The organism is Massilia sp. KIM (assembly GCF_002007115.1).
Taxonomy (GTDB): domain Bacteria; phylum Pseudomonadota; class Gammaproteobacteria; order Burkholderiales; family Burkholderiaceae_D; genus Telluria.
This window is the reverse complement of sequence record NZ_MVAD01000003.1, coordinates 459379-480652: the sequence shown is the minus strand read 5'-3', so window position 1 is coordinate 480652 and position 21274 is coordinate 459379. Positions and strand designations below refer to the sequence as shown.

Sequence of the window (21274 nt, the reverse complement as noted above, 5' to 3'; positions counted from 1 at the left end):
ACGCTAAACTTCGCGTCCGGACCCAGCCGGTGTTTGACCGGGTCTTGTCGTTTCATCACAATGTTCCGATCCATGCCCCGTAGAGGAACCACGATGAGACGCCTGCTCCACGCCTTCCGCCCCCGCCATCTTGCCCTGGGCCTGCTCGCCGCCTGCGCCTGGACCCTGGCCCAGGCCGCGCCGACGCCGGCCTTCGTCACCGTCAAGGACGCCCGCCTGGTGCGCCACGGCGCCCCCTACTACATCGCCGGCACCAATCTCTGGTACGGCGCCTGGCTGGGCGCCCCATCCGCCGTCGGCGACCGCGCGCGCCTGCTGAAGGAACTGGACCGGCTCAAGTCGCTCGGCATCAACAACCTGCGCGTGCTGGCCGTGGCCGAGCAGACCGTCATGAAGAGCGCGGTCAGCCCCGCCACCACCAGCAAGCCCGGCGTCTACGACGAGAACCTGCTGCGCGGCCTCGACTTCCTGATGGCCGAACTCGGCAAGCGCGACATGACGGCCGTGATCTACCTGAACAATTACTGGCAGTGGTCGGGCGGCATGACCCAGTACCTCAACTGGTTCACCGGCGTGCCGGCCCACGATCCCAATGTCAGCCGCGAGTACGAGCGCTACATGAACGAGACCGCGGGCTTCTACACCAACGAGGCCGCCCAGCGCGAATACCGGCGCGTGATTGCCCATGTGGTCAAGCGCGTCAACACGGTCACCAACAAGCCTTACCGCGACGACCCGGCGATCCTGTCCTGGCAGCTGGCCAACGAACCGCGACCGGGCGGGGCCAAGTCCAGCGCGAAGCAGAAGGCGGTGTACGTGAAGTGGATCGCGGACTCGGCCGCCTACATCCGCTCGCTCGACCCCAATCACCTGGTGAGCACCGGCAGCGAAGGCCTGGCCGGGTCGGCGCGCGACGAGAAACTCTTCTTTGACGCGCACCGCACGCCGGCGGTCGACTACCTGACCTACCACCTGTGGCCGAGGAACTGGGGCTGGTTCGACGCCAGGCGCCCGGCCGAGACCTGGGACGGCATGATGGAAAAGAGCCTGCACTACTTGAACGTGCACGTCGACTACGCCAAGGCCCTGGGTAAACCCATCGTGCTGGAAGAATTCGGCCTCGACCGCGACGGCGCCTCCTTCGACCCGAAATCGCCGACCACGGTGCGCGATCGCTTCTACAAGGAGGTGTTCGGCCTGGTGCAGCGGCGCGCCGAGGCCGGCGACCCGGTGATGGGCTGGAACTTCTGGGCCTGGAACGGGGCAGGGCGGGCCGCCAATGCCGATTACTGGTGGAAGCCGGGCAACGACCTGATGGGCGATCCGCCCCAGGAAGAGCAGGGCATGTATGGCGTGTTCGACAGCGACGCCTCGACGCTCGCGGTGATCGCGGACCACGCGCGGCGCCTGCAGGCGCTGTCGAAGAAGCCGGTCACTCCCTGATGTCCGGCTCGCTCAGCTTGGCGAGCTGGTCCAGCGATTCCTGCCAGCCCAGGTAGCAGGCCTCGACCGGGATCACGGCCGGGATGCCCTCCTGGGTGATGCGCACCTCGACCCCGCAGAACACCTCGCGCAGGACGACCGTGGTGCGCATCCGGCCGGGCAGGCTCGGATCCTCGAAGGCGGCGGTGTAGCGCAGCCGCTTGCCCGGCTCCAGTTCCTCGTACTCGCCGCCGAAGAATTCCTCGTGGCCCGTGCCCAGGTTGGTGAAGGACATGCGGTAAGAGCCGCCGGGGCGCACGTCGGCCTCGTGCACGGTGGCGAAAAAGCCGTAGGGCGGCAGCCACTTGGCGAAGGCGGCGGGGGTGGTGAAGGCGCGGTAGACGCGATCCGGGCTGGACTTCAGGACGCGGTGCAGCTCGATGGTATTGGTCGACATGATCAGGAATCCCTCATCGTAAGGTGGCAGAGGACGGCCCTCTGTTCCCACGACGAAGGGGCCGCGCGCGTTTCGACATCCGGACGGCATGGCGGGCCGGAAAACGCGACAATACCGGCTGGTCCACCCTCCTTGACTCTCCCATGCTCATCTACCCGCATCATACCGTCGCCGGCCTGGTCGACCTCGACGACCGCAGCGGACGCTGGCAGCCGGTCGGGGATGTTCAAGGAGAGCCGATCCTCGTCGGCCTGATGCCCCTGGCCTACCGGCTCGACTACGAGGTGCGCGGCAGCTTTGCGGTCGAGGACGGGCGGCGCTACTGCCTGTACTGGAACGAGGAGGACGAGCTGGTGTTCCGGACGCAGGACGAGCGCCGCATCGTCCTGTTCCGCCGGGAAGCGCACGGCGGCCTGCGCGAACTGCTGCCCGGCGCGCACGCCACGCTGGAGCCTGCCGTCCACAGCGACGGCAAGGAGCGTTCCGGCTTCAATACCTTCCGCCTGCTCGGCGGCGCCGGCGAAATCCTGGTCGAAGTCGGCTACGACGCCGCACGCTATGCCTGGATGTATGCGAACAATCCCAGTTTCGTGCCGGACGAAGACCTGAGCGACTGGGACTTTTTTCTTTACGTGAAGTGCGAGTTGGCCGAGTTGCGAACCCTGGCGCGCGCCGCCGCCGGCGAACTGCCGGTGGTGGCCAGCGGCGAGCCCTGCCCCCGGGAGGGGAACTGGGCCGCTTGTCATCATCTGAGAAGCCGGGCCTGGCCCGCGCTGGGCGAGCCCTTGCCGGAGACCGAGGGCCGGCCCGACACCTGGGTCAGGCTCGCCCCGCGCTCGTCCTGTTGAGCCCTAGTCGGCGTCGGGGTTGAGATAGATCGGGTTACCCAGCAGGATGAGTTTGCCTGCGGAATCGCGCACGTCGACCCGTATCCAGTGCCGGCGTCCATCGCTGCGCCAGCTGAAGGCGCGCACGATCTCGTCACCGTCCACATCGGGCCGGTCCAGCAGGGGCGCAGGCTCGCCATCCAGCAGCAGGGCGATGCGCGCCCCGCTGGCACGCGCCACCCGCAGCGTGAAGCGCACCTCGGCGCCACGCGGCGCCGCCAGCGCCTCGCCCATCATCGCCTGCGCCGCCCCGGCGCGCGCATTAAATTCCAGCATGCGGTCCGGGCTGCCCTCGATGTCGACGAAGACGCGGCCGGCGCGGATCGCCTCCAGCACGCCAAGCTGGGACAGCTCGCGCGCATAGACCACGGTCGCCGGGCTGCCGACGCCACCTTCGTGGCGGTCGGGCCGGTGGTTGTCGCTGCCGCCGATGGCCGTGATGCGCAGGCCGCGCCTGAGCTGGGCGTGCCAGAAGGGGATGCCGGACCAGGCCGTGTCGGCGTCGGCCCCGTTGACCGCCTCGATGGCCTGGACCCGGCGCATGTCGGTGTCCTGTTCCCAGCCGCAGCCCATGCAGGCCTCGCCCGAGGGCCGCACCGGATGGTTGATCGACACCAGGCCGCCCAGCGCGCTGGCCGTCCCCAGCAGGGCGTCCATGTCGCGGTGGCCGCCGGGGCCGATGCGAAAATCGAGCGGTGCGAGCGTCCCGAACAGGTTGGCGTGCCCGTAGAAGGTGGTGATCTCGCGGCCCGGCATCAGGAGCAGGCGGTCGGCATAGGGCTGGTGTTCGCGCAGCGCGGCCGCATGGCCGACGTGGTTGTGCTCGGTGATCGCGAGGAAGTCCAGCTTGCGCGCCAGCGCCGCCTGCACCGTCAGGGCAAGCGGACAGGGCAGGGCGGCGCCCCCGTTGGCGGTGGCGCAGCTGCCGTCGCTGTGCCCGGTGTGGCTGTGCAGGTCGCCCCGGTACCAGGCCGGCCCGGTACGCAGGGGCGCGCGCAGCAGGGGCGGTTCGTCGGCCGCGGCCAGGCCGCGCGAGAACCAGATGCGCGCCGTGTACTCGGCCCGCCCCTGTGGACGGAGGTTGGGAATGCCGAGCAGCAGCGCCCATTCGCCGGCCACGGTCGGCGCCGGGAGGTAGGAGGGCGTGGCGTCCACGCTGCTGATGGTGAATACGCGCTTGTTGCCGCCGCTCCAGCCGCGCAGCTCACCGCGCGGGCCGAGCAGGCCGAGGTCGATCACCGCGCGTTCCTCCTTGCCGCTGTAGTCGAACTCGACGGTGATGCGTTCGACCCCGGCCGGCACCTGGAAGGGCAGGCTGCGGTAGGTCTGGTGGTCCTGACCGTTCAGGCTGCCGCGCAGGACGAGGTCGGGAAGCCCGGCGGCGGCATGGCCGGCCAGCAGCAGGAAGAGTAAGGCGAACAGGCGCATCGGGGCTCCATGCAGGAAAGGACAATGGCGGACGGCGCAGGCCGCCCGCCAGGACAGGCGAGGCTCAGAAGTCGAACTTCAGCGCGGCGCGCAGCGCACGGCCCAGCAACGGGCGCGCGAGGAAGGTGTTGGCCCCGGCGTCGGCATTCTGCAGCTCGCCCGCACGCGGGTTGCCCTCGGTCAGGCCCTGCGAGTTATCGATGTTATCGACGTAGACATAGCCGGTGAGGTTGGGCGCGATGCGGTAGCGCGCAGAGAAGTTCCACACCTGGTAAGACGGCAGGCGGACCGAATTGGCCGAGTCCACATAACGGTCGCCCTGGTATTCCCAGGTCAGCTGCAGGCGCAGGTCGTCGCCCAGCAGGTTCAGGCCCGGGGTCAGGCGCGCGCTCACCTTGGGCACGCGCACCAGGCGGTTGCCGCTGAAGTCGCGCTGCACCGGCAGGTTGTTGACCCGGTCGGTGTAGCGCAGGTTGCGGTATTCCGGTTCCTGCAGGGTCAGGGTGAGGCCCAGGTCGGCCCAGGAAGCGGGACGCAGCATGCCTTCCAGTTCCAGCCCGTAGCTGCGGGTCGAGGCGTAGCCGGTCTGGGGCGCCGCGCTCGCGTTGTCGAGCGAGAACACGTAGTTGGTGTAGCTGACGTTGTCGTACTTCGAATAGAACAGGGTAGGGTAGAGGTCGAACAGGGCGCTGCGGTACTTGTAGCCGACCTCGGCCAGGTCCATGGTCTGGATCACCGGCTTGGCGCCCGGATTGGTGATGTAGGAGCTCAGGTTGGGCAGGCGGAAGGCGCTGGTCCAGCGGCCGAACAGGCCGGCGTTCTTCGCCAGCTGGTAGTTGGCGCCCAGGGTCCAGCCGGTCTTGTCGAAGTGGTAGTCGTAGCGGTCGAACACGCCGCTGCCGGTGCGGATGCGCGAGGCGGCGAAGCTGCCCAGGTCGACGTTGGTGGGGCGCTCGGTCCAGCCCTTGGTGCGCACGCGCTCCCAGCGCAGGCCGCCGTCCAGGCGCAATGCCGGGCTGAGCTGCCATTCGTCGGCCAGGTAGAGCGCGTGGGTGGTCGAATCGCCTTCCGCGTTTTCCCATTCGTAGCCGTACTGGTAGATGCCGCGCTCGGTCAGGGTGCCAACCGGCTTGCCGGAAGCATCCAGGCCGACCAGGTCGAGCAGGGGCGCCTGGCTTTGCGCGCCCAGCAGCACGCTCGAGGAATAGCGGTCGAAACCCTGGTCGAAGCGGGCGAAATAATAGCCGGCCGTGATGTCGTGGGCCTGGCCACCCAGCATGAAGCGGCGCGACAGGCGCAGGTCGTTGACGACTTCCTCGAGCGGGATGGTGACGCCGCGCAGGCCGCCGACGATCATCAGGCCGTTCTCGCCCGCATAGGGCGTGCCGGGCGCGTTCACCGGTTGCAGTGCCAGCGAGACCGCGCCGGGCACGCGCGCCAGCAGGTTGCGCGACTGCGCCAGGAAGGACTGGATGCTCTGCAACTGGTTGGCGAACACGCCGTTGCGCTGGGTGCGGGTGTCGGCGTAACGCAGGGCCTCGGTCAGGCGCCATTCGCCCAGCTCCTTCTCCAGCTTGACGCTGAGCTGGTCGCGCCGCACATGGGTGCCTTCGGTGTTGTCGAACTCGTAAACGCCGCCGTCGCCCATCTTCATGCGTACGAAGCGGGTCTCGGGACCGGCCACGGTGCCGTAGTTGCCGTCGAAGCCGGGCACGGCGCGGATCTTGCCGTCCGCATAGGTGCGCATCGGGATCGCCAGGAACAGCGCCACCTTGTCGTCCAGGTGCTTGGCGTCGATCGTGATGCGGCCTCGGTCGATCTCCTTGACCAGCTTCAGGCGCAGCTGGCCGCCGTCATTGGCGCGGAAACCCGGGCTGCGGATGCCGTCGTCGATGCGGTAGAAGCCGCCGATGCCCACGCCCCAGCCGTCGGCCAGCGGGGTGGCGGCCCAGAAGTCGGCGCGGCGCTGGCCCTTGTCGCTGGCGGTGAATTTGAGGAGGCCGTTGCGGCGCTCGCCGATCTCGCGCGACAGGAAGTTGATCGCGCCGGCCGGCGCATTGGTGTAGAACACCGAGGACGGGCCGCCGCGCACCACCTCGATACGGTCGATGGTCTCGTCGAGGCGGAAGGCCTGGTCGGCGTTCAGGAAGCCGAGCGAAGGGTCGTGCTGGATCGGGATGCCGTCTTCCAGCAGGGTCACCGAGCCGAAGCCGTCGACCGGGATGCCGCGCGCGCGGATATTGCCCGAGGCTTCACCGCCCGAGGCCTCGACCCAGAAGCCGGGCACCGACTTGACCGCCTCGGTAACCGAGGTGGGCGCCTGCATGCGCAGGGTTTCCTCGTTGATGGTGGTGATCGAGTAGCTGGCCTTGAGCTTGGACTGGCGGGCGGCGGTGCCGGTGACGACCACCTCGGCCGGGGTGGCATCGGCCTGGGCCGCGCCCTGGGCTGTGGCGGTGGAAGTTGCCTCCTGGGCATGCAGCGGCAGGGCCGCGAGACCGACCAGGACCGCGCCGCCGCCGCGGCGCGCCTTGCGTACTGCTTGGGTGAAGACTGTCGTTGTCACTGTTTCCTCTGTTGGCTGGACCGGGCGACGCGCCGGCAACCGGGAGACAGTAGCGATCGACTATGTAAGCAGGATGACAAAACCCATGCGTAAATCGGGGCAGGCCATAGCTTGAGGCAATAGCCTGCACTTAAGTGATAGGGGAGCGGGCACTCCCCCCGCCGCTCAGAAGCGGTAGTTCGCTTCCACCCAGCCGATCCGTCCCACCGGGCTGTAGTTACCCACCGGGTAGTAAGGCCAGCCGCCGCTCGCGTCCATCTTCACCTTGTTGAACAGGTTGTTGACGATCAAGGACACGGTCAGCCGCTCGTCATAGCGCAGCACGGTCGACCAGTTCACCAGGGTGGTCGGCGTCAGCCAGTCCTCCTGCGCGGCATTCGGGATCTTGCCGTAGCGGGTGGCCGACAGGGTGTTGGTCCAGCGGCCGGCGGTCCAGGCCAGGCTGGCGCCCAGCTTGTCCGGCCAGTCGCTGCTGTCCAGGGCATGCAGGCGATCTTCGACCGGATCGCCGGCGAATTGCTGGTAGCGCTGGGTCAGGGTCTTCGAGTAATTGGCTCGCAAGTTGAAGTCGCCCCAGCGCGTGCCACGCAGGGCGTAGCGCAGGGTGGCGTCGATGCCGCTGGTTTCCTGCTCGGCCGCATTGATCGGGTTGACCCGGATCTCGCGGATCTCGCCCGGGCGGTTCAGGGCGTTGAGCGGGAAGCGCTGCACCCGCGCCAGGGTGTCCACGCAGGAGGGCGAAGCGATGTCGTCCTGGCCCAGGCGGCAGCGCGCCTCGTCGCGCAGCAGCTTGTCGGCCGACAGGTTGGTCACCAGGTTGTCGATCTTGAAGCGCCAGTAGTCGAGCGAGGTGTCGAAGCTGCTGCTCGGCGACCAGACCAGGCCGATGCCGGAGGACTTGCCCTGTTCCGAGCGCAGGTCGGGGCTGCCGATCTGCACGTAGTCCGCGCCTGGCGAGACGTTGGCGTACTCGCAGCGCTCGATCGGCTGGCCGGACTGGGCGCAGCGGTAGTAGTCGGTGGTCGAGGAATAGTAGCCGGTGCCGCGCGCCTTGTAGATGTAGTTCATGTCCGGCGCGCGGAAGCTGGTGGCGTGGGTGGCGCGCAGCAGCAGCTCGCGGCTGGGACGCCACTCCAGGCCGCCGTTGTAGGTGAAGCGGCCGTCGTGGCGGCCGGCGAACTCGTAGCGGTCGTAGCGGCCGGCCAGGGTGGCGGTGAGCTTCGCCAGCAGCGGGATGCTGGCCTCGGCGCCGAGCGCGGCGCGGCCGCGGGTGCCGCCCGCGTCCACGGTCGGGGTGGCGATGTTGAAGTAGCCGGCATTGATGCGCGGGTCGGCTTCGTTGGTATAGCCCTGGCGGCCGGCTTCGGCCACCAGCGCCAGCTTGAGCGGGCCGGCGGGCAGGCGCAGCAGTTCGCCGTTGGCGGACAGGCTCAGGGTATTGGTCCAGGATTCGTCGCGGCTGTGCGAGAAGTCGGTGATGCCGTCGAACTCGGCCTGGGTCAGGCGCCGGGTCAGGCGCGCGGCGTCGGGCGCGTAGATCGGGATGCCGGCCGCGTCCGTGCCCAGCTTCGGCCCGAGGAAGAAGCCGTCGATGTTGGCGCGGGCGCGCGGCACGTGGTTGCGGCTGCGGTAGACCGAGGCGTTGTAGGCCGCCTCGTAATCCCATGCGCTGCCGGGGATGCGGCCGCGCGCGCCGATCGTGATCGCCGCCGCGTCGTCGTCCCAGCGCCGGTTGTAGCGGCCCGCGCCGCCGTACTCCTCGGGGGCGATGAACTTGGTCCAGGCCTCGTAGGCGTTGGTGCTCGCGTTGCGGAAATAGCTGGCGCCGGTGGAGTTCGAGGTCCAGTTCGGGCCGCGCGTGTTGTTCCAGCTTTCGTTGCGCGAGACCAGCAGGTCGGCGAACAGGCTGTGGCCGTTCTCCAGCGCGTAGTTCAGGCTGCCGTAGCCGTTGGCGCTGCGGTTGCCGGTCTGGACCGTCCAGTGGGTGGGCGAGGCCGCCGTCGACACGCAGTAGCTGCCGCGCCGTCCGGCCGTGTAGGGCGCGGTGGTGCCGCCGAACAGGTCGCCCAGGCCGCGGCAGGCGTCGCCCAGGTCGATGTAGGTATTGCTGCGCACGTCGCGCCGCGACAGCACGTTGGTCGGGGTGCCCGACAGGCGGCGCGCCATGAAGTCGCGGTCCAGGCTCCACAGCGGGTCGCGCTCCGAGAATTCGAGGGCGAACACGCCGTCCAGCTGGCCGGCGCCGCCGCCGCCGGACAGCTGCAGGCGGCGGTCATTGCCGCCGCCACGCGAGGTGCCGCCGGCCTTCAGGTTCAGTTCCAAGCCGTCGGCCTTTTTCTTGAGCACCACGTTGACCACGCCGGCGATGGCATCCGAGCCATAGATGGCCGAGGCGCCGCCGTTGAGCACCTCGATGCGCTCGATGACGGCGGCCGGGATGTTGGCCAGGTTGGTGAAGTTCACCGTGCCTTCGTAGGCGATCGGGAAGTCGGCAAGGCGGCGGCCGTTGAGCAGCACCAGGGTGTGGTTGGGGCCGAGGCCGCGCAGGCTGATCGCGTTGGCCGACGGGGTGAAGGTGTTGCCGAAGTCCGCGCCCTGCACGAAGCCGCTGTTCTGGGTCAGGTTGTTGAGGGCGTCGAAGACGTTCTTGTAGCCGAGGCGGGTGATGTCCTGGGAGCTGATCACGGTTACCGGCGAGGGGCCTTCGAGGCCGGCGCGCGGGATGCGCGAACCGGTGACGGTCACGGTCGCGGTCTGGCCGGCATCCTGGGTTTGCGCCGCCGCCTGGGCAGCGGGAAGGAGAAGCAGGGCCGGCAGGCAGGCCCGGACGACATTGAAGCGGAAGGGAAGCAGAGGCATGAGAAAGCGCTTGTTGGATGAACAAAAGCGCAAGCTTAATCACTCTGCCATTCGCGAAAAACGAATGAATTCATGCCAGCTTATGCCGGGAAAGAATAAGAAATCTCTTCCAGCAATCCCTGGCGCCCCTCGGCGCATTGGCGCCCGGGCCGGGCCAGGGTATGCCCCCGGGAAGGCCGGACGCCGAATTTTCGACGGCGCCGGCTTACACCAGCGGCATGGCCGTGGTTTCCTTGATTCGCTGCAGTGCGAAGCTCGACTTCACGTCCAGCACCGCCGGGTGCTTGAGCAGGGTGCCCATCATGAAGCGCGAGAAGTGATCCATGTCCTGCACGTGCACGCGCAGCAGGAAGTCCATCTCGCCCGTCATCGCATAGCAGGCCACCACTTCCGGCCAGCTGCCGACCGAGACCGCGAAGTCGTTGCGCGGCGAGGTCGCCGGCAGGCCGGGGGCGCGCGAGGCGCTCGCCACTTCGCTGTGCTTTTCCAGACGCACGTTGACGTAGGCCAGCAGGCCGAGGCCGATCTTGTCCGGGTCCAGCAGGGCCACGTACTGGCGGATCACGCCCGCTTCCTCCAGACGCTTGATGCGGCGCAGGCAGGGCGACGGGGACAGGTTGACGCGCTCGGCCACGTCCTGGTTCGACAGGCGCCCGTCGGTCTGCAGGATCTCGAGGATCTTGCGGTCGGTTTTATCCAATTCAATCTTTGACATACTTACCTCGTTCGATGCGTGCGTACCGCAATTTTATTGCGCAATTCAGGCAAGCGGGGGAATTGATTGGAATTTAATGCCGGAGGGCCGGGACTATACTGGTCGCCATATTGGAGGAAGGCTGGCCCAGCCTGCCAAGCGCGCACCAGAGACCGTCAAGAGTCGTCGCGCCGGCGCCACGGGGGGCCAGTTCGCCACGCGCCGCGGCACCCGCCGCCGGCCGCCTTGATGCGAAACGGAGACACCGAATGAACGCACCCCTGGAGCGCGCCAGCCTGGCGCTGCCGCAGCACGACATCAGCCTCGACGACAAATGGACGCTCGAGCGCGGCCGCGCCTTCATGACCGGCACCCAGGCGCTGGTGCGCCTGCCGATGCTGCAGCGCGAACGCGACCTGAAGGCCGGCCTGAACACCGCCGGCTACATCACCGGCTACCGCGGCTCCCCGGTCACGGCCGTCGACCAGACCGCGATGAAGGCGCGCAAGCACCTCGAGGCCCACCACGTCAAGTTCCATCCGGGCATGAACGAAGACCTGGCGGCCACCGCCGTCTGGGGCACCCAGCAGACCAATCTCTACCCCGGCGCCAAGTACGACGGCGTGTTCGCCATGTGGTACGGCAAGGGCCCGGGCGTGGACCGCTGCGGCGACGTCTTCAAGCACGGCAACAACGCCGGTTCGGCCCCGCACGGCGGGGTGCTGGTGCTGGCCGGCGACGACCATGCCGCCAAGTCTTCCTCCACCGCCCACCAGTCGGACCACATCCTGACCCACTGCGGCATCCCGGTGCTGTACCCGTCCTCGGTGCAGGAATACCTGGACTACGGCCTGCACGCCTGGGCCATGAGCCGCTACACCGGCCTGTGGGTGTCGATGAAGTGCGTGACCGACATCATCGAGTCGGGCGCCGTGGTCGACCTCGACCCGGACCGGGTGCAGATCGCCATGCCGACCGACTTCGAACTGCCCCCGGGCGGCCTGAACATTCGCTGGCCGGACGCCGTGCTGGACCAGGAAGTGCGGATGAATAACTTCAAGTGGTATGCGGCCCTGGCCTATGCCCGCGCCAACAAGCTCAACCGCATCATCTGGGACAGCCCGCGTCCCAAGATCGGCATCATCACCGCCGGCAAGAGCTACCTGGACACCCGCCAGGCCCTGGCCGATCTCGGCATCGACGAACAGGCGGCGCGCGACATCGGCCTGCGCCTGTACAAGGTCGGCATGACCTGGCCGCTCGAATCGGAAGGCGTGCACGAGTTCGCGCGCGGCCTGGACGAGATCCTGGTGGTGGAAGAGAAGCGCCAGGTGATGGAGTACGCGCTCAAGGAAGCCCTGTACAACCTGCCGGATGGCGAGCGCCCGCGCGTGGTCGGCAAGTTCGACGACACCGGCGAGTGGAGCAACAAGGACCGCATGGGCCACGGCGACTGGCTGCTGCCCGCCACCTACGAGCTGAGCCCGGCCCAGATCGCGCGCGCCATCGCCTCGCGCATCTCGCACTACTGCGCCGGCCACCCGGTCGAGCAGCGCGTGAAGGAACGCATCGCCTACCTCGAGGCGAAGGAACTGGTGCTCAAGAACATCCCGGCCAAGCCCAACCCCCAGACCGACCGCATTCCCTTCTTCTGCTCGGGCTGCCCGCACAACAGCTCGACCAAGGTGCCGGAAGGCTCGCGCGCCATGGCCGGCATCGGCTGCCACTACATGGTGCTGTGGATGGACCGCGAGACCTCGACCTTCACCCACATGGGCGCCGAAGGCACGACCTGGATCGGCCAGTCGCCCTTCACCGACGAAAAGCACGTGTTCGTCAACCTGGGCGACGGCACCTATTTCCACTCCGGCATCCTGGCGATCCGCGCGGCCGTGGCGGCCAAGGTGAACATCACCTACAAGATCCTGTACAACGACGCGGTCGCCATGACCGGCGGCCAGAACGTGGACGGTCCGCTCGACCCGGGCATGATCACGCGCCAGATCGCGGCCGAGGGCGTGAAACCCATCATCGTGGTCACCGACGACCCGGGCAAGTACCCGGACGACTATGCCTGGGCCGAAGGCGTCACCGTGCGCCACCGCGCCGAGCTGATGGACGTGCAGAAAGAGCTGCGCGAGATGCCGGGCGTGTCGGCCGTGATCTACGACCAGACCTGCGCGTCCGAGAAGCGGCGCCGCCGCAAGAAGGGCGAGTATCCCGACCCGGCCAAGCGCGCCGTCATCAACGAAGCGGTGTGCGAAGGCTGCGGCGACTGCTCGGTGCAGTCAAACTGCCTGTCGGTCGAACCCCTGGAAACCGAACTGGGCCGCAAGCGCCAGATCAACCAGTCCTCGTGCAATAAAGACTTTTCCTGCGTGTCCGGCTTCTGCCCCAGCTTCGTGACCGTCGAAGGCGGCGCCCTCAAGAAGCCGAAGAAGGCCGCCGCCGGCGAGGCCGCGCCGCCCGCGCTGCCCGCGCCCACCGTTCCCGCCATCGACGCGCCCTTCGGCATCCTGATCGCCGGCGTCGGCGGCACCGGCGTGGTGACCATCGGCCAGATCCTGGCCATGGCCGCCCACGTCGAGAACAAGGGCGCGATCGTGCTCGACCAGAGCGGCCTGGCCCAGAAGGGCGGCCCGGTGATGTCCCACGTGCGCATCGCCCCGCGCCAGGACCAGCTCTACTCGACCCGGGTCGGCACCGGCAGCGCCGACCTCGTGATCGGCTGCGACCAGATCGTCAGCGCCAGCCGCGACGCCCTGAGCCGCATGGGCGAGGGCCGCACCTGGGCCGCCGTCAACGCCACCGGCGCCACCACCGCCGCCTTCGTCAAGAACCCGGACTGGCAGTTCCCGGGCGAAGGCACGCGCGGCGCCATCCTGCAGGCCTGCGGCGCTGGCAACGTCGACTTCGTCGACGCCGGCCGCATCGCCACCGCGCTGCTGGGCGACGCCATCGCCACCAATATGTTCATGCTGGGCTATGCCTTCCAGAAGGGCCGCGTGCCGCTGGGCGAGGAAGCCCTGCTCAAGGCGATCGAACTCAACGGTGTGTCGGTGGCCTTCAACAAGGCCGCCTTCCACTGGGGCCGCAGCGCCGCCCACGACCTGGCGGCGGTCCAGAAGCTGGCCGCGCCGGCCCAGGTGATCGAGTTCAAGCGCACCCAGACCCTGGACGAGCTGCTCAAGCGCCGCGTCGAGCTGCTCACCGCCTACCAGGACGCACGCTACGCCGCCGGCTACCAGGCCTTCGTGGAGCAGGTGCGGGCCGCGGAAGCGAAGCTGGGCGCCGGCACCCGCCTCACCGAGGCGGTGGCGCGCTACTACTACAAGCTGATGGCCTACAAGGACGAGTACGAGGTCGCGCGCCTGCACACCGATCCGGCCTTCCGCGCCAAGATCGCCGGCATGTTCGAGGGCGACGTTACCCTCAAGTTCCACCTGGCGCCGCCGCTGCTGGCCAAACACGACAAGGAAGGCCGCGCCATCAAGCGCGAGTACGGCCCCTGGATGATGAAGGCCTTCGGCGTGCTGGCCAAGCTGAAGGGCCTGCGCGGCACCCCCTTCGACCCCTTCGGCTACACCGCCGAGCGCCGCACCGAGCGCGCCCTGGTCCACCAGTACCGCGACACCGTCGCGGCCCTGCTGCCCAAGCTGACGGCGGACAACCTGGCCCAGGCGGTGGCGATCGCTTCCATCCCGGAAGACATCCGCGGCTACGGCCACGTGAAGGAACGCCACCTGAAGGCGGCCAAGGAGAAGGAAGCGGCGCTGCTGGCGGCCTTCCACGCGCCGGCCGGGGCCGCCTCGCGCGCGGCCTGAGCGAAGGGATGCATGGCCGGTGTTGCCGGTCGTGCATCCCGGTGCGGGTGTCGTGTTATCGACCCGTTATCATCCGTTGTTCGGCGTCCTCAACTGTTACACTTCGTTGATCTTGCGGGACACATGCGCATCTATAATCGGGCGCATGAGCCCGCATTTCTCCCGGCCGCGCCCGGCCGTTTTCCTCCGACCGTCCCTTCGATTGTTGTCCAGCTCGCTTGCAGCGATGCTGCTGCTGGCCGCCTGCGGCGGTGGCGGCGGCTCGCCCGGCGCCACCTCCGGCACCAGCCGGCCGCCGGTGGCCCAGCAGCCGCCCGCGGCCACGCCCCCGGCGCAGACCCCGGGCGCCGGCCAGCCGACGCCGGAAGACCTCAACCCCAACCTGCTGGGCAAGGCCTACGACAGCTACTGGAACCAGTGCGCCGCCCCACGCAGCGGCGTGGACGCCAGCGGCCGGCCGTATCCGGACCGCCAGGGCAGCCTGCTGGACGAGCTCAAGTTCCTGCGCGCCTGGACCAACGAGTACTACCTCTGGTACAACGAAGTCCCGAACACCTACAAGATGGCGGACTTCAGCAACCCGCTCGATTATTTCGCGGTGCTCAAGACCCCGGCGCTGACGGCCTCCGGCCAGCCCAAGGACAAGTACCACTTCACTTATCCGACCGCGGAATGGGAAGCCATGCAGACCCAGGGCATCGACCTCGGCTACGGCATCACCTTTACCCGCAACCGCGAACCCAACATCCCGCGCGTGTGGGTGATTACGGCGGTCGAGCCCGGCTCGCCGGCGGCGGCGGCCGGCCTGCGCCGCAACGACCGCCTGCTCAAGGTCGACGGCATCGATTTCGTCAATGCGGGCGACCCTGCCCTGGTCGACCGCATCAACGCCGGCCTGTTCCCGGCGACGGCGGGCACGGCGCACAGCTTCGTCTTCGAGCGCGCCGGCGCTACTTTCGAGGTCAGCATGACGGGCGCCGAGGTGCGCGTGGCGCCGGTGAAGAACGTGAAGGTGATCGAGACCGCCAGCGGCAAGGTCGGCTACCTGAGCTTCGAGACCCATAACGGCGTCTCCGAGAAGCAGCTGATCGACGCCTTCACCCGCCTCAAGGCCGAGGGCGTGGCCGACCTGGTGCTGGACATGCGCTACAACGGCGGCGGCCTGCTCTACGTCGCCAGCGAGCTGGCCTACATGATCGCCGGCCCGGCGGCCACCGCCGGCAAGGTGTTCGAGCGTCCGCAGTACAACGACAAGACGCCGCCCCAGGCGCCGATCATGTTCCGCGATACGGCCTACGGCTTCGAGTCGCCCGACCCGGCCCGCCCCGGCAGCCCTCTGCCCACCCTGAACCTGCGCCGCGTGACCGTCCTCACCACCGCCGGCACCTGCTCGGCCAGCGAAGCCGTGATCAACGGCCTGCGCGGCGCCGACGTGGAGGTGATCCAGATCGGCGGCCAGACCTGCGGCAAGCCCTACGGCTTCACGCCGGTGCCGAACTGCGGCACCACCTATTTCTCGATCGAGTTCAAGGGCGTGAACCACAAGGGCTTCGGCGACTTCCCGGACGGCCTGGCGCCGACCTGCCAGGTGGCCGACGACCTTTCGCGTCCGGTGGGCGATCCGGCAGAGGGCCTGCTGGCCACGGCGCTGGCCTACCGCAACAGCAACGCCTGCCCTGCGCCAAGCAGCCGCGCACGCTCGGCGCCGACCTCGATCGTGCGTCCGGAAGTGAAGGAAATCTCGATCCTCACGCGGGCGCGCTGAGGGCCAGGCCCCAGGCCCGCCTTCCCTGGACGCACTACCTTGGAAGGCGTCTATAATCTTCGGCTTTGCAACCTATTAATTGCCGGAGATTAGCCCGATGATCCGTTCCGCATTCCTGCTGGCCCTGCTGTCGGCCGTTCCCTTGTCGCAGGCCGCCGTCCCGGCGAAGCTCAGCACCGTGTCCGAACGCTCGGGCTTCCAGGCCACCGGCCGCTACGACGAGGTGATCGCCCTGTGCAGCGCCTTCCAGAAGGCCTATCCGCGCCAGGTCAAATGCATCGATTTCGGGCGCACGCCCGAAGACCGGCCGATGAAGGCCCTGGTGGTCAGCAACAGCGGCGCCTTCACCCCGGCCGCGGCCAGGGGGCAGGGCCTGCCGGTGACCCTGATCCAGGGCGGCATCCACGCCGGCGAGATCGACGGCAAGGACGCCGGCTTCCTGGCGCTGCGCGAAGTGTTGGAAGGGCGCGCGGCCAAGGGTGCGCTCGACCGGCAGGTGCTGATCTTCGTGCCGGTGTTCAACGTCGACGGCCACGAGCGCTTCGGAAAGTGGAACCGGCCGAACCAGCGCGGCCCGGTCGAGATGGGCTGGCGCACCACCGCCCAGAACTACAACCTGAACCGCGACTACGTGAAGGCCGACGCGCCCGAGATGCAGGCCATGCTGGGCCTGGTGAACGCCTGGGATCCCCTGGCCTACGTCGACCTGCACGTGACCGACGGCGCCAAGTTCCAGCACGACGTCTCGATCCAGGTCGAGCCGGTGCACACCGGCGACCCGGAGATGCGCAAGCTGGGCCTGGCGCTGCGCGGCAACGTGATCGCCGACATTGCGAAACAGGGCTCGATGCCCCAGTCCTACTACATGTCCTTCGCCCAGACCGACGACCCGATGTCGGGCTTCGTGGACGGCGCGTCCGACCCGCGTTTTTCGACTGGTTATTTCCCGTTGCGTAATCGGCTGACCATGCTGGTCGAGACCCATTCCTGGAAGGACTATCCGACCCGCGTGCGCGTGACCCGCAACACCGTGATCTCGGTGCTCGAGCAGGTGGCGCAGCACGGCAAGGCCTGGCGCCAGGCCGCCGCCGCGGCCGACGCCCGCGCCGCGCAACTGGCCGACAGCCCGGTGGCGCTCACCTACCGCACCACCGACAAGACCCAGATGGTCGATTTCCAGGGCTATGCCTACACCCGCACGCCCTCGGACATCTCGGGCATGCTGATGACCCGCTACGACGAGAGCAAGCCGCAGGTATGGCGGGTGCCGCTGCGCGAAGAGGTGGTGCCGGACCTGCAGGTGAAGGCGCCGCGCGCCGGCTACATCGTGCCGGCCGCCTACGCGGCCATGGTCGCCGAGAAGCTCAAGCTGCACGGCATCAGCTTCCGCAAGCTGGACAAGGCGATCCCGCAGGCGCAGGTCGAGACCTTCCGCGCCGACAAGGCCAGCTTCGGGGCCACCTCCTTCGAAGGCCACCAGCGCCTGACGCTGGAAGGCAAGTGGAGCGCGGAGCCGCGCCTGGTTGCGCGCGGTTCGCTGTTCGTGCCGATCGCCCAGCCGAAGGCGCGCCTGGTGATGGCGATGCTGGAGCCGCAGGCGCCGGACTCGCTGGTGGGCTGGGGCATGTTCAACACCGCCTACGAGCGCAAGGAATACATGGAAGAGTACGTCGCCGAAGACGTGGCGCGCGAACAGATGGCGGCCGACCCGGCGGTCGCGGCCGAGTTCCAGCGCCGCCTGGACAGCGACCCGGCCTTCGCCAAGAACCCGCATGCGCGCCTGGAGTTCTTCGCGCGCCGCCATGCGTCCTGGGACGAGCGCTTCAACCTCTACCCGGTGCTGCGTACCGACCTCGCGCCCTGAGCGGCGCGGCCACCCTTCAAGGGGCGGGACCCGTCGCGGGCGGGGAAGTGAGCAGCACGGTGCGCACGCTGCCGCCTGGGCCGGGGATCAACTGGTAAAGGCGGTCGTACTCGTTGTCCGCGATGTCGGCGCCGGGCGCGCCGCCGAACAGGCGCACCAGCTCGGGCAGGGTGTTGGAGTGGCCGACCACCAGCACCGCGCCGTTCAGCGCCTGCACCTTCTCCACCAGGGCCTTGGGGGCGCGCGGGTCGTAATCCTGGATCGCGAGGCCGAGCTGGGTGGCGAGCGGCTGCGCAGTCTGGCGGGTGCGCGCGGTGGGGGTGCTGAAGATGAACTTGATGTTGCTTCGCCCGAGGATGGTGGCGATGTTGCGCGCCCGGGCCTGGCCTTCGGCGGTGAGTTCCGGGTCCTGGCCGGCGGCGGCTTTCTCGCCGTGGCGCACCAGGTAGATCATGTCGGGAACGGCCATCGCCACGCCGGGCAGGAAGACGGCCAGGGCCAGGGAACATTGCCGCAGCAGGCGGGAAGTCGCGCGCATCGAAGTCCTTTCAGGAGAAAGGCCCTAGCCTACCATGCGCGCGCGGCCGCCCGCCGGCCGCGCCCCGCCAGCCGGACTCAAGCTCCCTTGCCTGCGCGCAGGCGGCGGCGCAGCACCGGCGCCAGCACCGCCAGCCCGGCCAGGGCCAGCGCGGGCGCTGCCGGTTCCGGCGCCGGCGACAGGGCGAAGCTGGTCTGCGAGGTCCAGCGGTATTCCCACCACATGTCGTCGCCGGGCTGGGTCCAGTAGACCCGCTGCAGCTCGCCGGTCACGGTGCTGGTGTCGCTGCGGAACTGGGTTTCGGGCGCGGCGATGAAGAAGCTGGTGGTGGCGAAGGACAGCTCGCCGCTCGCCGTGTCGTAGGCGAAATGATCGAGGGTGCAGCCCTGGGTGGCGTTGTTGATGCAGCCGAGGACGGGAGCGCCGACCACGAACTCGGTCAGCTCGCTGGCCTCGAGGATGCCGTCGCCATCCGCGTCGCTGCCGGTGAAGGTGCCGCCCAGCCGCTGGTCGGGAACCCAGCGCGGCGGATTCCAGGACGGCGTGCTCACTTCGAAACCGGTCCACATGAAATTCCAGTGTTCGATGGTGGCCTGGGCCGCGGCCGGGGCGCCGGCGCCGATCCATGCAGCGAGCGCCAGGGCGGCGCCGCGCAAAGGCTTGCTGAGCATGTTGCCTCCGAATAGATCCATTGAAGGATGAGTCCGCTTATAGCTGCTGCCATCTTAGCAACGGACCCGGCCATATCCGGGGGCGCACGATTGAATCGAAAACGGCTGAGTCGCTTTTGGCCGACAGCCGTCCGGCTTCGCCGCCGAGATTCCTTAGAGCTGGGTCAGCGAAATGGTGTTCGCCGCCGGCGTCGAGCAAGGCTCTTCGTCGAAGGCGATGTCGCCCAGCGGGTTGGCCACGCCGTCCACCTTCAGGTCGGTGAAGCCGAACAGGTCGCGGTCCATCAGGTGCGAGGGCACCACCGTCGAGAGCGAGGAGAACACGTTGTCGACCCGGCCCGGGTGCTTCTTCTCCCACTCGCGCAGCATGGCCTTGATCTGCTTGCGCTGCAGGTTTTCCTGCGAGCCGCACAGGTCGCAAGGGATGATCGGGAAGCTCTTCACCTCGGCATAGCGCTCGGTGTCGGCTTCGCGCACATAGGCCAGCGGACGGATCACCATGTGCTTGCCGTCGTCCGAGACCAGCTTGGCCGGCATGCCCTTCAGCTTGCCGCCGAAGAACATATTCAGGAAGAAGGTCTCGAGGATGTCGTCGCGGTGGTGGCCGAGGGCGATCTTGTTGCAGCCCAGTTCGTCGGCCACGCGGTAGAGGATGCCGCGGCGCAGGCGCGAGCACAGCGAGCAGGTGGTCTTGCCTTCCGGGATCAGGCGCTTGACGATGCTGTAGGTGTCCTGGTTCTCGATGTGGAAGGGCACGCCGAGCTCGGTGAGGTAGCGCGGCAGCACGTCGGCCGGGAAGTTCGGCTGCTTCTGGTCGAGATTCACCGCCACGATGTCGAAGTGGATCGGCGCGCGCTCGCGCAGGGTGAGCAGGATGTCGAGCAGGGCATAGCTGTCCTTGCCGCCCGACAGGCAGACCATCACCTTGTCGCCGTCCTCGATCATGTTGAAGTCGCCGATCGCCTGGCCGACCAGGCGGCACAGGCGCTTGTGCAGCTTGTTGTTCTCGTAGGCGATCTTCTCCGCCTTCTTGGCATCGACCGCCAGCTGGTCGAGATCCGCTTCGCTCATGCTTCTTCCTTCAGTTGGAACACTTCGACGCCGACGCCTTCGCAGTCGGGATACACGTCCGGCTTCATGGTCGAGACCCGCGCCGCGCGCACGCGCGGATGGGCCAGCATCGCCTTGACCACGTCGTCGCACAGGGTTTCCTGCAGGTGGATGTGGCCCTTGGAGACGCGCTTGGCGATGGTCTCGCGCATGAAGTCGTAGTCGACCACTTCCGACAGCTGGTCGGCCTTGGGGGTGGACTGCTCGAGCGGGATGTAGAGGTCGACGTTGATCAGGACACGCTGTTCTGCCCGTTTCTCGAAGTCATGGACCCCGATATTGATCATCACTTCGTAGTTGCGCAGGAAGAGCCGGCGGCAATCGCGCAAGCTGGGGTGGATCAGGGCGGACAACATGGTTAAGCCTTTGTAATGGGAGTTTGGGGTTCGGTCAGGAACATCACGTCGCGCGCCATGGGCATCAGGTGCTGGCCGCCGTCGACCAGCAGGGTGGTGCCGGTCAGCGCGCGCGCCGAGGCGGCGTAGACCACCGCGTCGGCGACGTCCTGCGGGGTCGAGGAGCGCTTCAGGGGCGTGGCCTGGTGGGCGCGCGCGAAGCCTTCTTCGCTCTGGTCGCCCGACACCATGGTGATGCCGGGCGCCACGCCGACCACGCGCACCGTGGGCGCCAGCGCTTGGGCCAGCATGGTGGTGGCCGTGTGCAGCGCCGCCTTCGACAGCGTGTACGACAGAAAATCCGGGTTGAGATTGTACAGTTTCTGGTCCAGCAGGTTGATCACGACCGCCTGGTCGCCGTCCGGCGTGGCGGCGTGCAGGGCCTGGGCCAGCAGCAGGGGCGCGGCCAGGTTGGCGCTCATGTGGCTGGCCAGCAGGGCCGGGGAGAAGCCGGTGGCGCTGTCGTATTCGAACAACGAAGCATTGTTGACCACGCAAGAAACGCGTCCCAGCGCCTCTTCGGCGCGCCCCAGCAGGGCGCGCGCCTCGTCCTCCAGCGCCAGGTCGGCCCGGACCAGGGCCGCGCGCCGGCCCAGGGCGCGGATCGCCGCCGCCGTCTCCTGCGCGTCCTGCTCCGAATGGCGGTAGTGGACCGCGATGTCCCAGCCGGCCCGCGCCATGCCGAGGGCGATCGCGCGGCCCAGGCGGCGCCCGGCGCCGGTCACCAGGGCGACGCGGGAAACAGGTTTGGCGGTATCCGTCATCTTGTTAAGGCAGCAAAATTGTTGATGGGG

General features: G+C 68.2%; 15 protein-coding genes. 5 read left to right on the top strand and 10 right to left on the bottom strand.

What is annotated here, in order from left to right:
* The first annotated feature begins 93 nt into the window (after positions 1-93).
* Positions 94-1443, top strand: a complete 1350-nt coding sequence (locus tag B0920_RS22395; protein WP_078034890.1) for a cellulase family glycosylhydrolase — start codon at positions 94-96, stop codon at positions 1441-1443.
* Here B0920_RS22395 and B0920_RS22390 read toward each other — a convergent pair.
* Positions 1433-1879, bottom strand: a complete 447-nt coding sequence (locus tag B0920_RS22390) for an SRPBCC family protein (protein ID WP_078034889.1) — start codon at positions 1877-1879, stop codon at positions 1433-1435. The genes B0920_RS22395 and B0920_RS22390 overlap by 11 nt on opposite strands.
* A 143-nt stretch (positions 1880-2022) precedes the next feature.
* On the opposite strand from B0920_RS22390, the gene B0920_RS22385 reads away from it, so the two are divergent.
* On the top strand, positions 2023-2727 hold the full coding sequence (locus B0920_RS22385) for a hypothetical protein (RefSeq protein ID WP_078034888.1): 705 nt from the start codon (positions 2023-2025) through the stop codon (positions 2725-2727).
* 3 nt (positions 2728-2730) lie between these two features.
* On the opposite strand, the gene B0920_RS22380 is transcribed toward B0920_RS22385, so the two are convergent.
* The 4 genes from B0920_RS22380 to B0920_RS22365 all read right to left on the bottom strand — a co-directional run bounded on the left by B0920_RS22380 (position 2731) and on the right by B0920_RS22365 (position 10334).
* Entirely contained in the window at positions 2731-4194 is a 1464-nt protein-coding gene (locus tag B0920_RS22380; RefSeq protein ID WP_078034887.1) for a CehA/McbA family metallohydrolase, read from the bottom strand.
* Between the two features lie 64 nt (positions 4195-4258).
* A complete protein-coding gene (locus B0920_RS22375; protein ID WP_078034886.1) occupies positions 4259-6760 on the bottom strand; it encodes a TonB-dependent receptor in 2502 nt (833 codons plus the stop codon).
* A gap of 165 nt (positions 6761-6925) precedes the next feature.
* Complete coding sequence (locus B0920_RS22370) at positions 6926-9619, bottom strand: TonB-dependent siderophore receptor (protein ID WP_078034885.1); 2694 nt, start codon at positions 9617-9619, stop codon at positions 6926-6928.
* Between the two features lie 205 nt (positions 9620-9824).
* Positions 9825-10334 carry an Lrp/AsnC family transcriptional regulator gene (locus B0920_RS22365; RefSeq protein ID WP_078034884.1) on the bottom strand — a complete coding sequence of 170 codons (510 nt, stop codon included), beginning with the start codon at positions 10332-10334 and terminating at the stop codon, positions 9825-9827.
* 248 nt (positions 10335-10582) lie between these two features.
* On the opposite strand from B0920_RS22365, the gene B0920_RS22360 reads away from it, so the two are divergent.
* The 3 genes from B0920_RS22360 (at position 10583) to B0920_RS22350 (ending at position 17766) form a co-directional block, all read left to right on the top strand.
* Complete coding sequence (locus B0920_RS22360) at positions 10583-14137, top strand: indolepyruvate ferredoxin oxidoreductase family protein (RefSeq protein ID WP_078034883.1); 3555 nt, start codon at positions 10583-10585, stop codon at positions 14135-14137.
* Between the two features lie 205 nt (positions 14138-14342).
* Complete coding sequence (locus B0920_RS22355; RefSeq protein ID WP_229455887.1) at positions 14343-15902, top strand: S41 family peptidase; 1560 nt, start codon at positions 14343-14345, stop codon at positions 15900-15902.
* Between the two features lie 97 nt (positions 15903-15999).
* On the top strand, positions 16000-17766 hold the full coding sequence (locus tag B0920_RS22350) for a M14 family metallopeptidase (RefSeq protein WP_078034881.1): 1767 nt from the start codon (positions 16000-16002) through the stop codon (positions 17764-17766).
* Between the two features lie 16 nt (positions 17767-17782).
* Here B0920_RS22350 and B0920_RS22345 read toward each other — a convergent pair whose 3' ends face one another.
* The 5 genes from B0920_RS22345 to B0920_RS22325 all read right to left on the bottom strand — a co-directional run bounded on the left by B0920_RS22345 (position 17783) and on the right by B0920_RS22325 (position 21244).
* Positions 17783-18304 carry a histidine phosphatase family protein gene (locus B0920_RS22345; RefSeq protein WP_229455881.1) on the bottom strand — a complete coding sequence of 174 codons (522 nt, stop codon included), beginning with the start codon at positions 18302-18304 and terminating at the stop codon, positions 17783-17785.
* A gap of 77 nt (positions 18305-18381) precedes the next feature.
* The gene (locus B0920_RS26090; protein ID WP_078034880.1) at positions 18382-18975 is read right to left on the bottom strand and encodes a hypothetical protein; all 594 of its coding nucleotides are present in this window, start codon (positions 18973-18975) and stop codon (positions 18382-18384) included.
* Positions 18976-19128: 153 nt separating this feature from the next.
* Complete coding sequence (gene ttcA, locus B0920_RS22335; RefSeq protein WP_078034879.1) at positions 19129-20046, bottom strand: tRNA 2-thiocytidine(32) synthetase TtcA; 918 nt, start codon at positions 20044-20046, stop codon at positions 19129-19131.
* The gene (locus tag B0920_RS22330) at positions 20043-20441 is read right to left on the bottom strand and encodes a dihydroneopterin aldolase (protein ID WP_078034878.1); all 399 of its coding nucleotides are present in this window, start codon (positions 20439-20441) and stop codon (positions 20043-20045) included. The genes ttcA and B0920_RS22330 overlap by 4 nt, the downstream gene beginning before the upstream one ends.
* A 2-nt stretch (positions 20442-20443) precedes the next feature.
* Complete coding sequence (locus B0920_RS22325) at positions 20444-21244, bottom strand: SDR family oxidoreductase (RefSeq protein WP_078034877.1); 801 nt, start codon at positions 21242-21244, stop codon at positions 20444-20446.
* Positions 21245-21274: the final 30 nt, after the last annotated feature.

Coding starts and splice junctions, on each gene's coding strand:
- B0920_RS22345 (WP_229455881.1), bottom strand. CDS start 18,304: ATGCGCGCGACTTCCCGCCTGCTGCGGCAATGTTCCCTGGCCCTGGCC.
- B0920_RS22360 (WP_078034883.1), top strand. CDS start 10,583: ATGAACGCACCCCTGGAGCGCGCCAGCCTGGCGCTGCCGCAGCACGAC.
- B0920_RS22385 (WP_078034888.1), top strand. CDS start 2,023: ATGCTCATCTACCCGCATCATACCGTCGCCGGCCTGGTCGACCTCGAC.
- B0920_RS22350 (WP_078034881.1), top strand. CDS start 16,000: ATGATCCGTTCCGCATTCCTGCTGGCCCTGCTGTCGGCCGTTCCCTTG.
- B0920_RS22365 (WP_078034884.1), bottom strand. CDS start 10,334: ATGTCAAAGATTGAATTGGATAAAACCGACCGCAAGATCCTCGAGATC.
- ttcA (WP_078034879.1), bottom strand. CDS start 20,046: ATGAGCGAAGCGGATCTCGACCAGCTGGCGGTCGATGCCAAGAAGGCG.
- B0920_RS22330 (WP_078034878.1), bottom strand. CDS start 20,441: ATGTTGTCCGCCCTGATCCACCCCAGCTTGCGCGATTGCCGCCGGCTC.
- B0920_RS22395 (WP_078034890.1), top strand. CDS start 94: ATGAGACGCCTGCTCCACGCCTTCCGCCCCCGCCATCTTGCCCTGGGC.
- B0920_RS26090 (WP_078034880.1), bottom strand. CDS start 18,975: ATGCTCAGCAAGCCTTTGCGCGGCGCCGCCCTGGCGCTCGCTGCATGG.
- B0920_RS22380 (WP_078034887.1), bottom strand. CDS start 4,194: ATGCGCCTGTTCGCCTTACTCTTCCTGCTGCTGGCCGGCCATGCCGCC.
- B0920_RS22325 (WP_078034877.1), bottom strand. CDS start 21,244: ATGACGGATACCGCCAAACCTGTTTCCCGCGTCGCCCTGGTGACCGGC.
- B0920_RS22370 (WP_078034885.1), bottom strand. CDS start 9,619: ATGCCTCTGCTTCCCTTCCGCTTCAATGTCGTCCGGGCCTGCCTGCCG.
- B0920_RS22390 (WP_078034889.1), bottom strand. CDS start 1,879: ATGTCGACCAATACCATCGAGCTGCACCGCGTCCTGAAGTCCAGCCCG.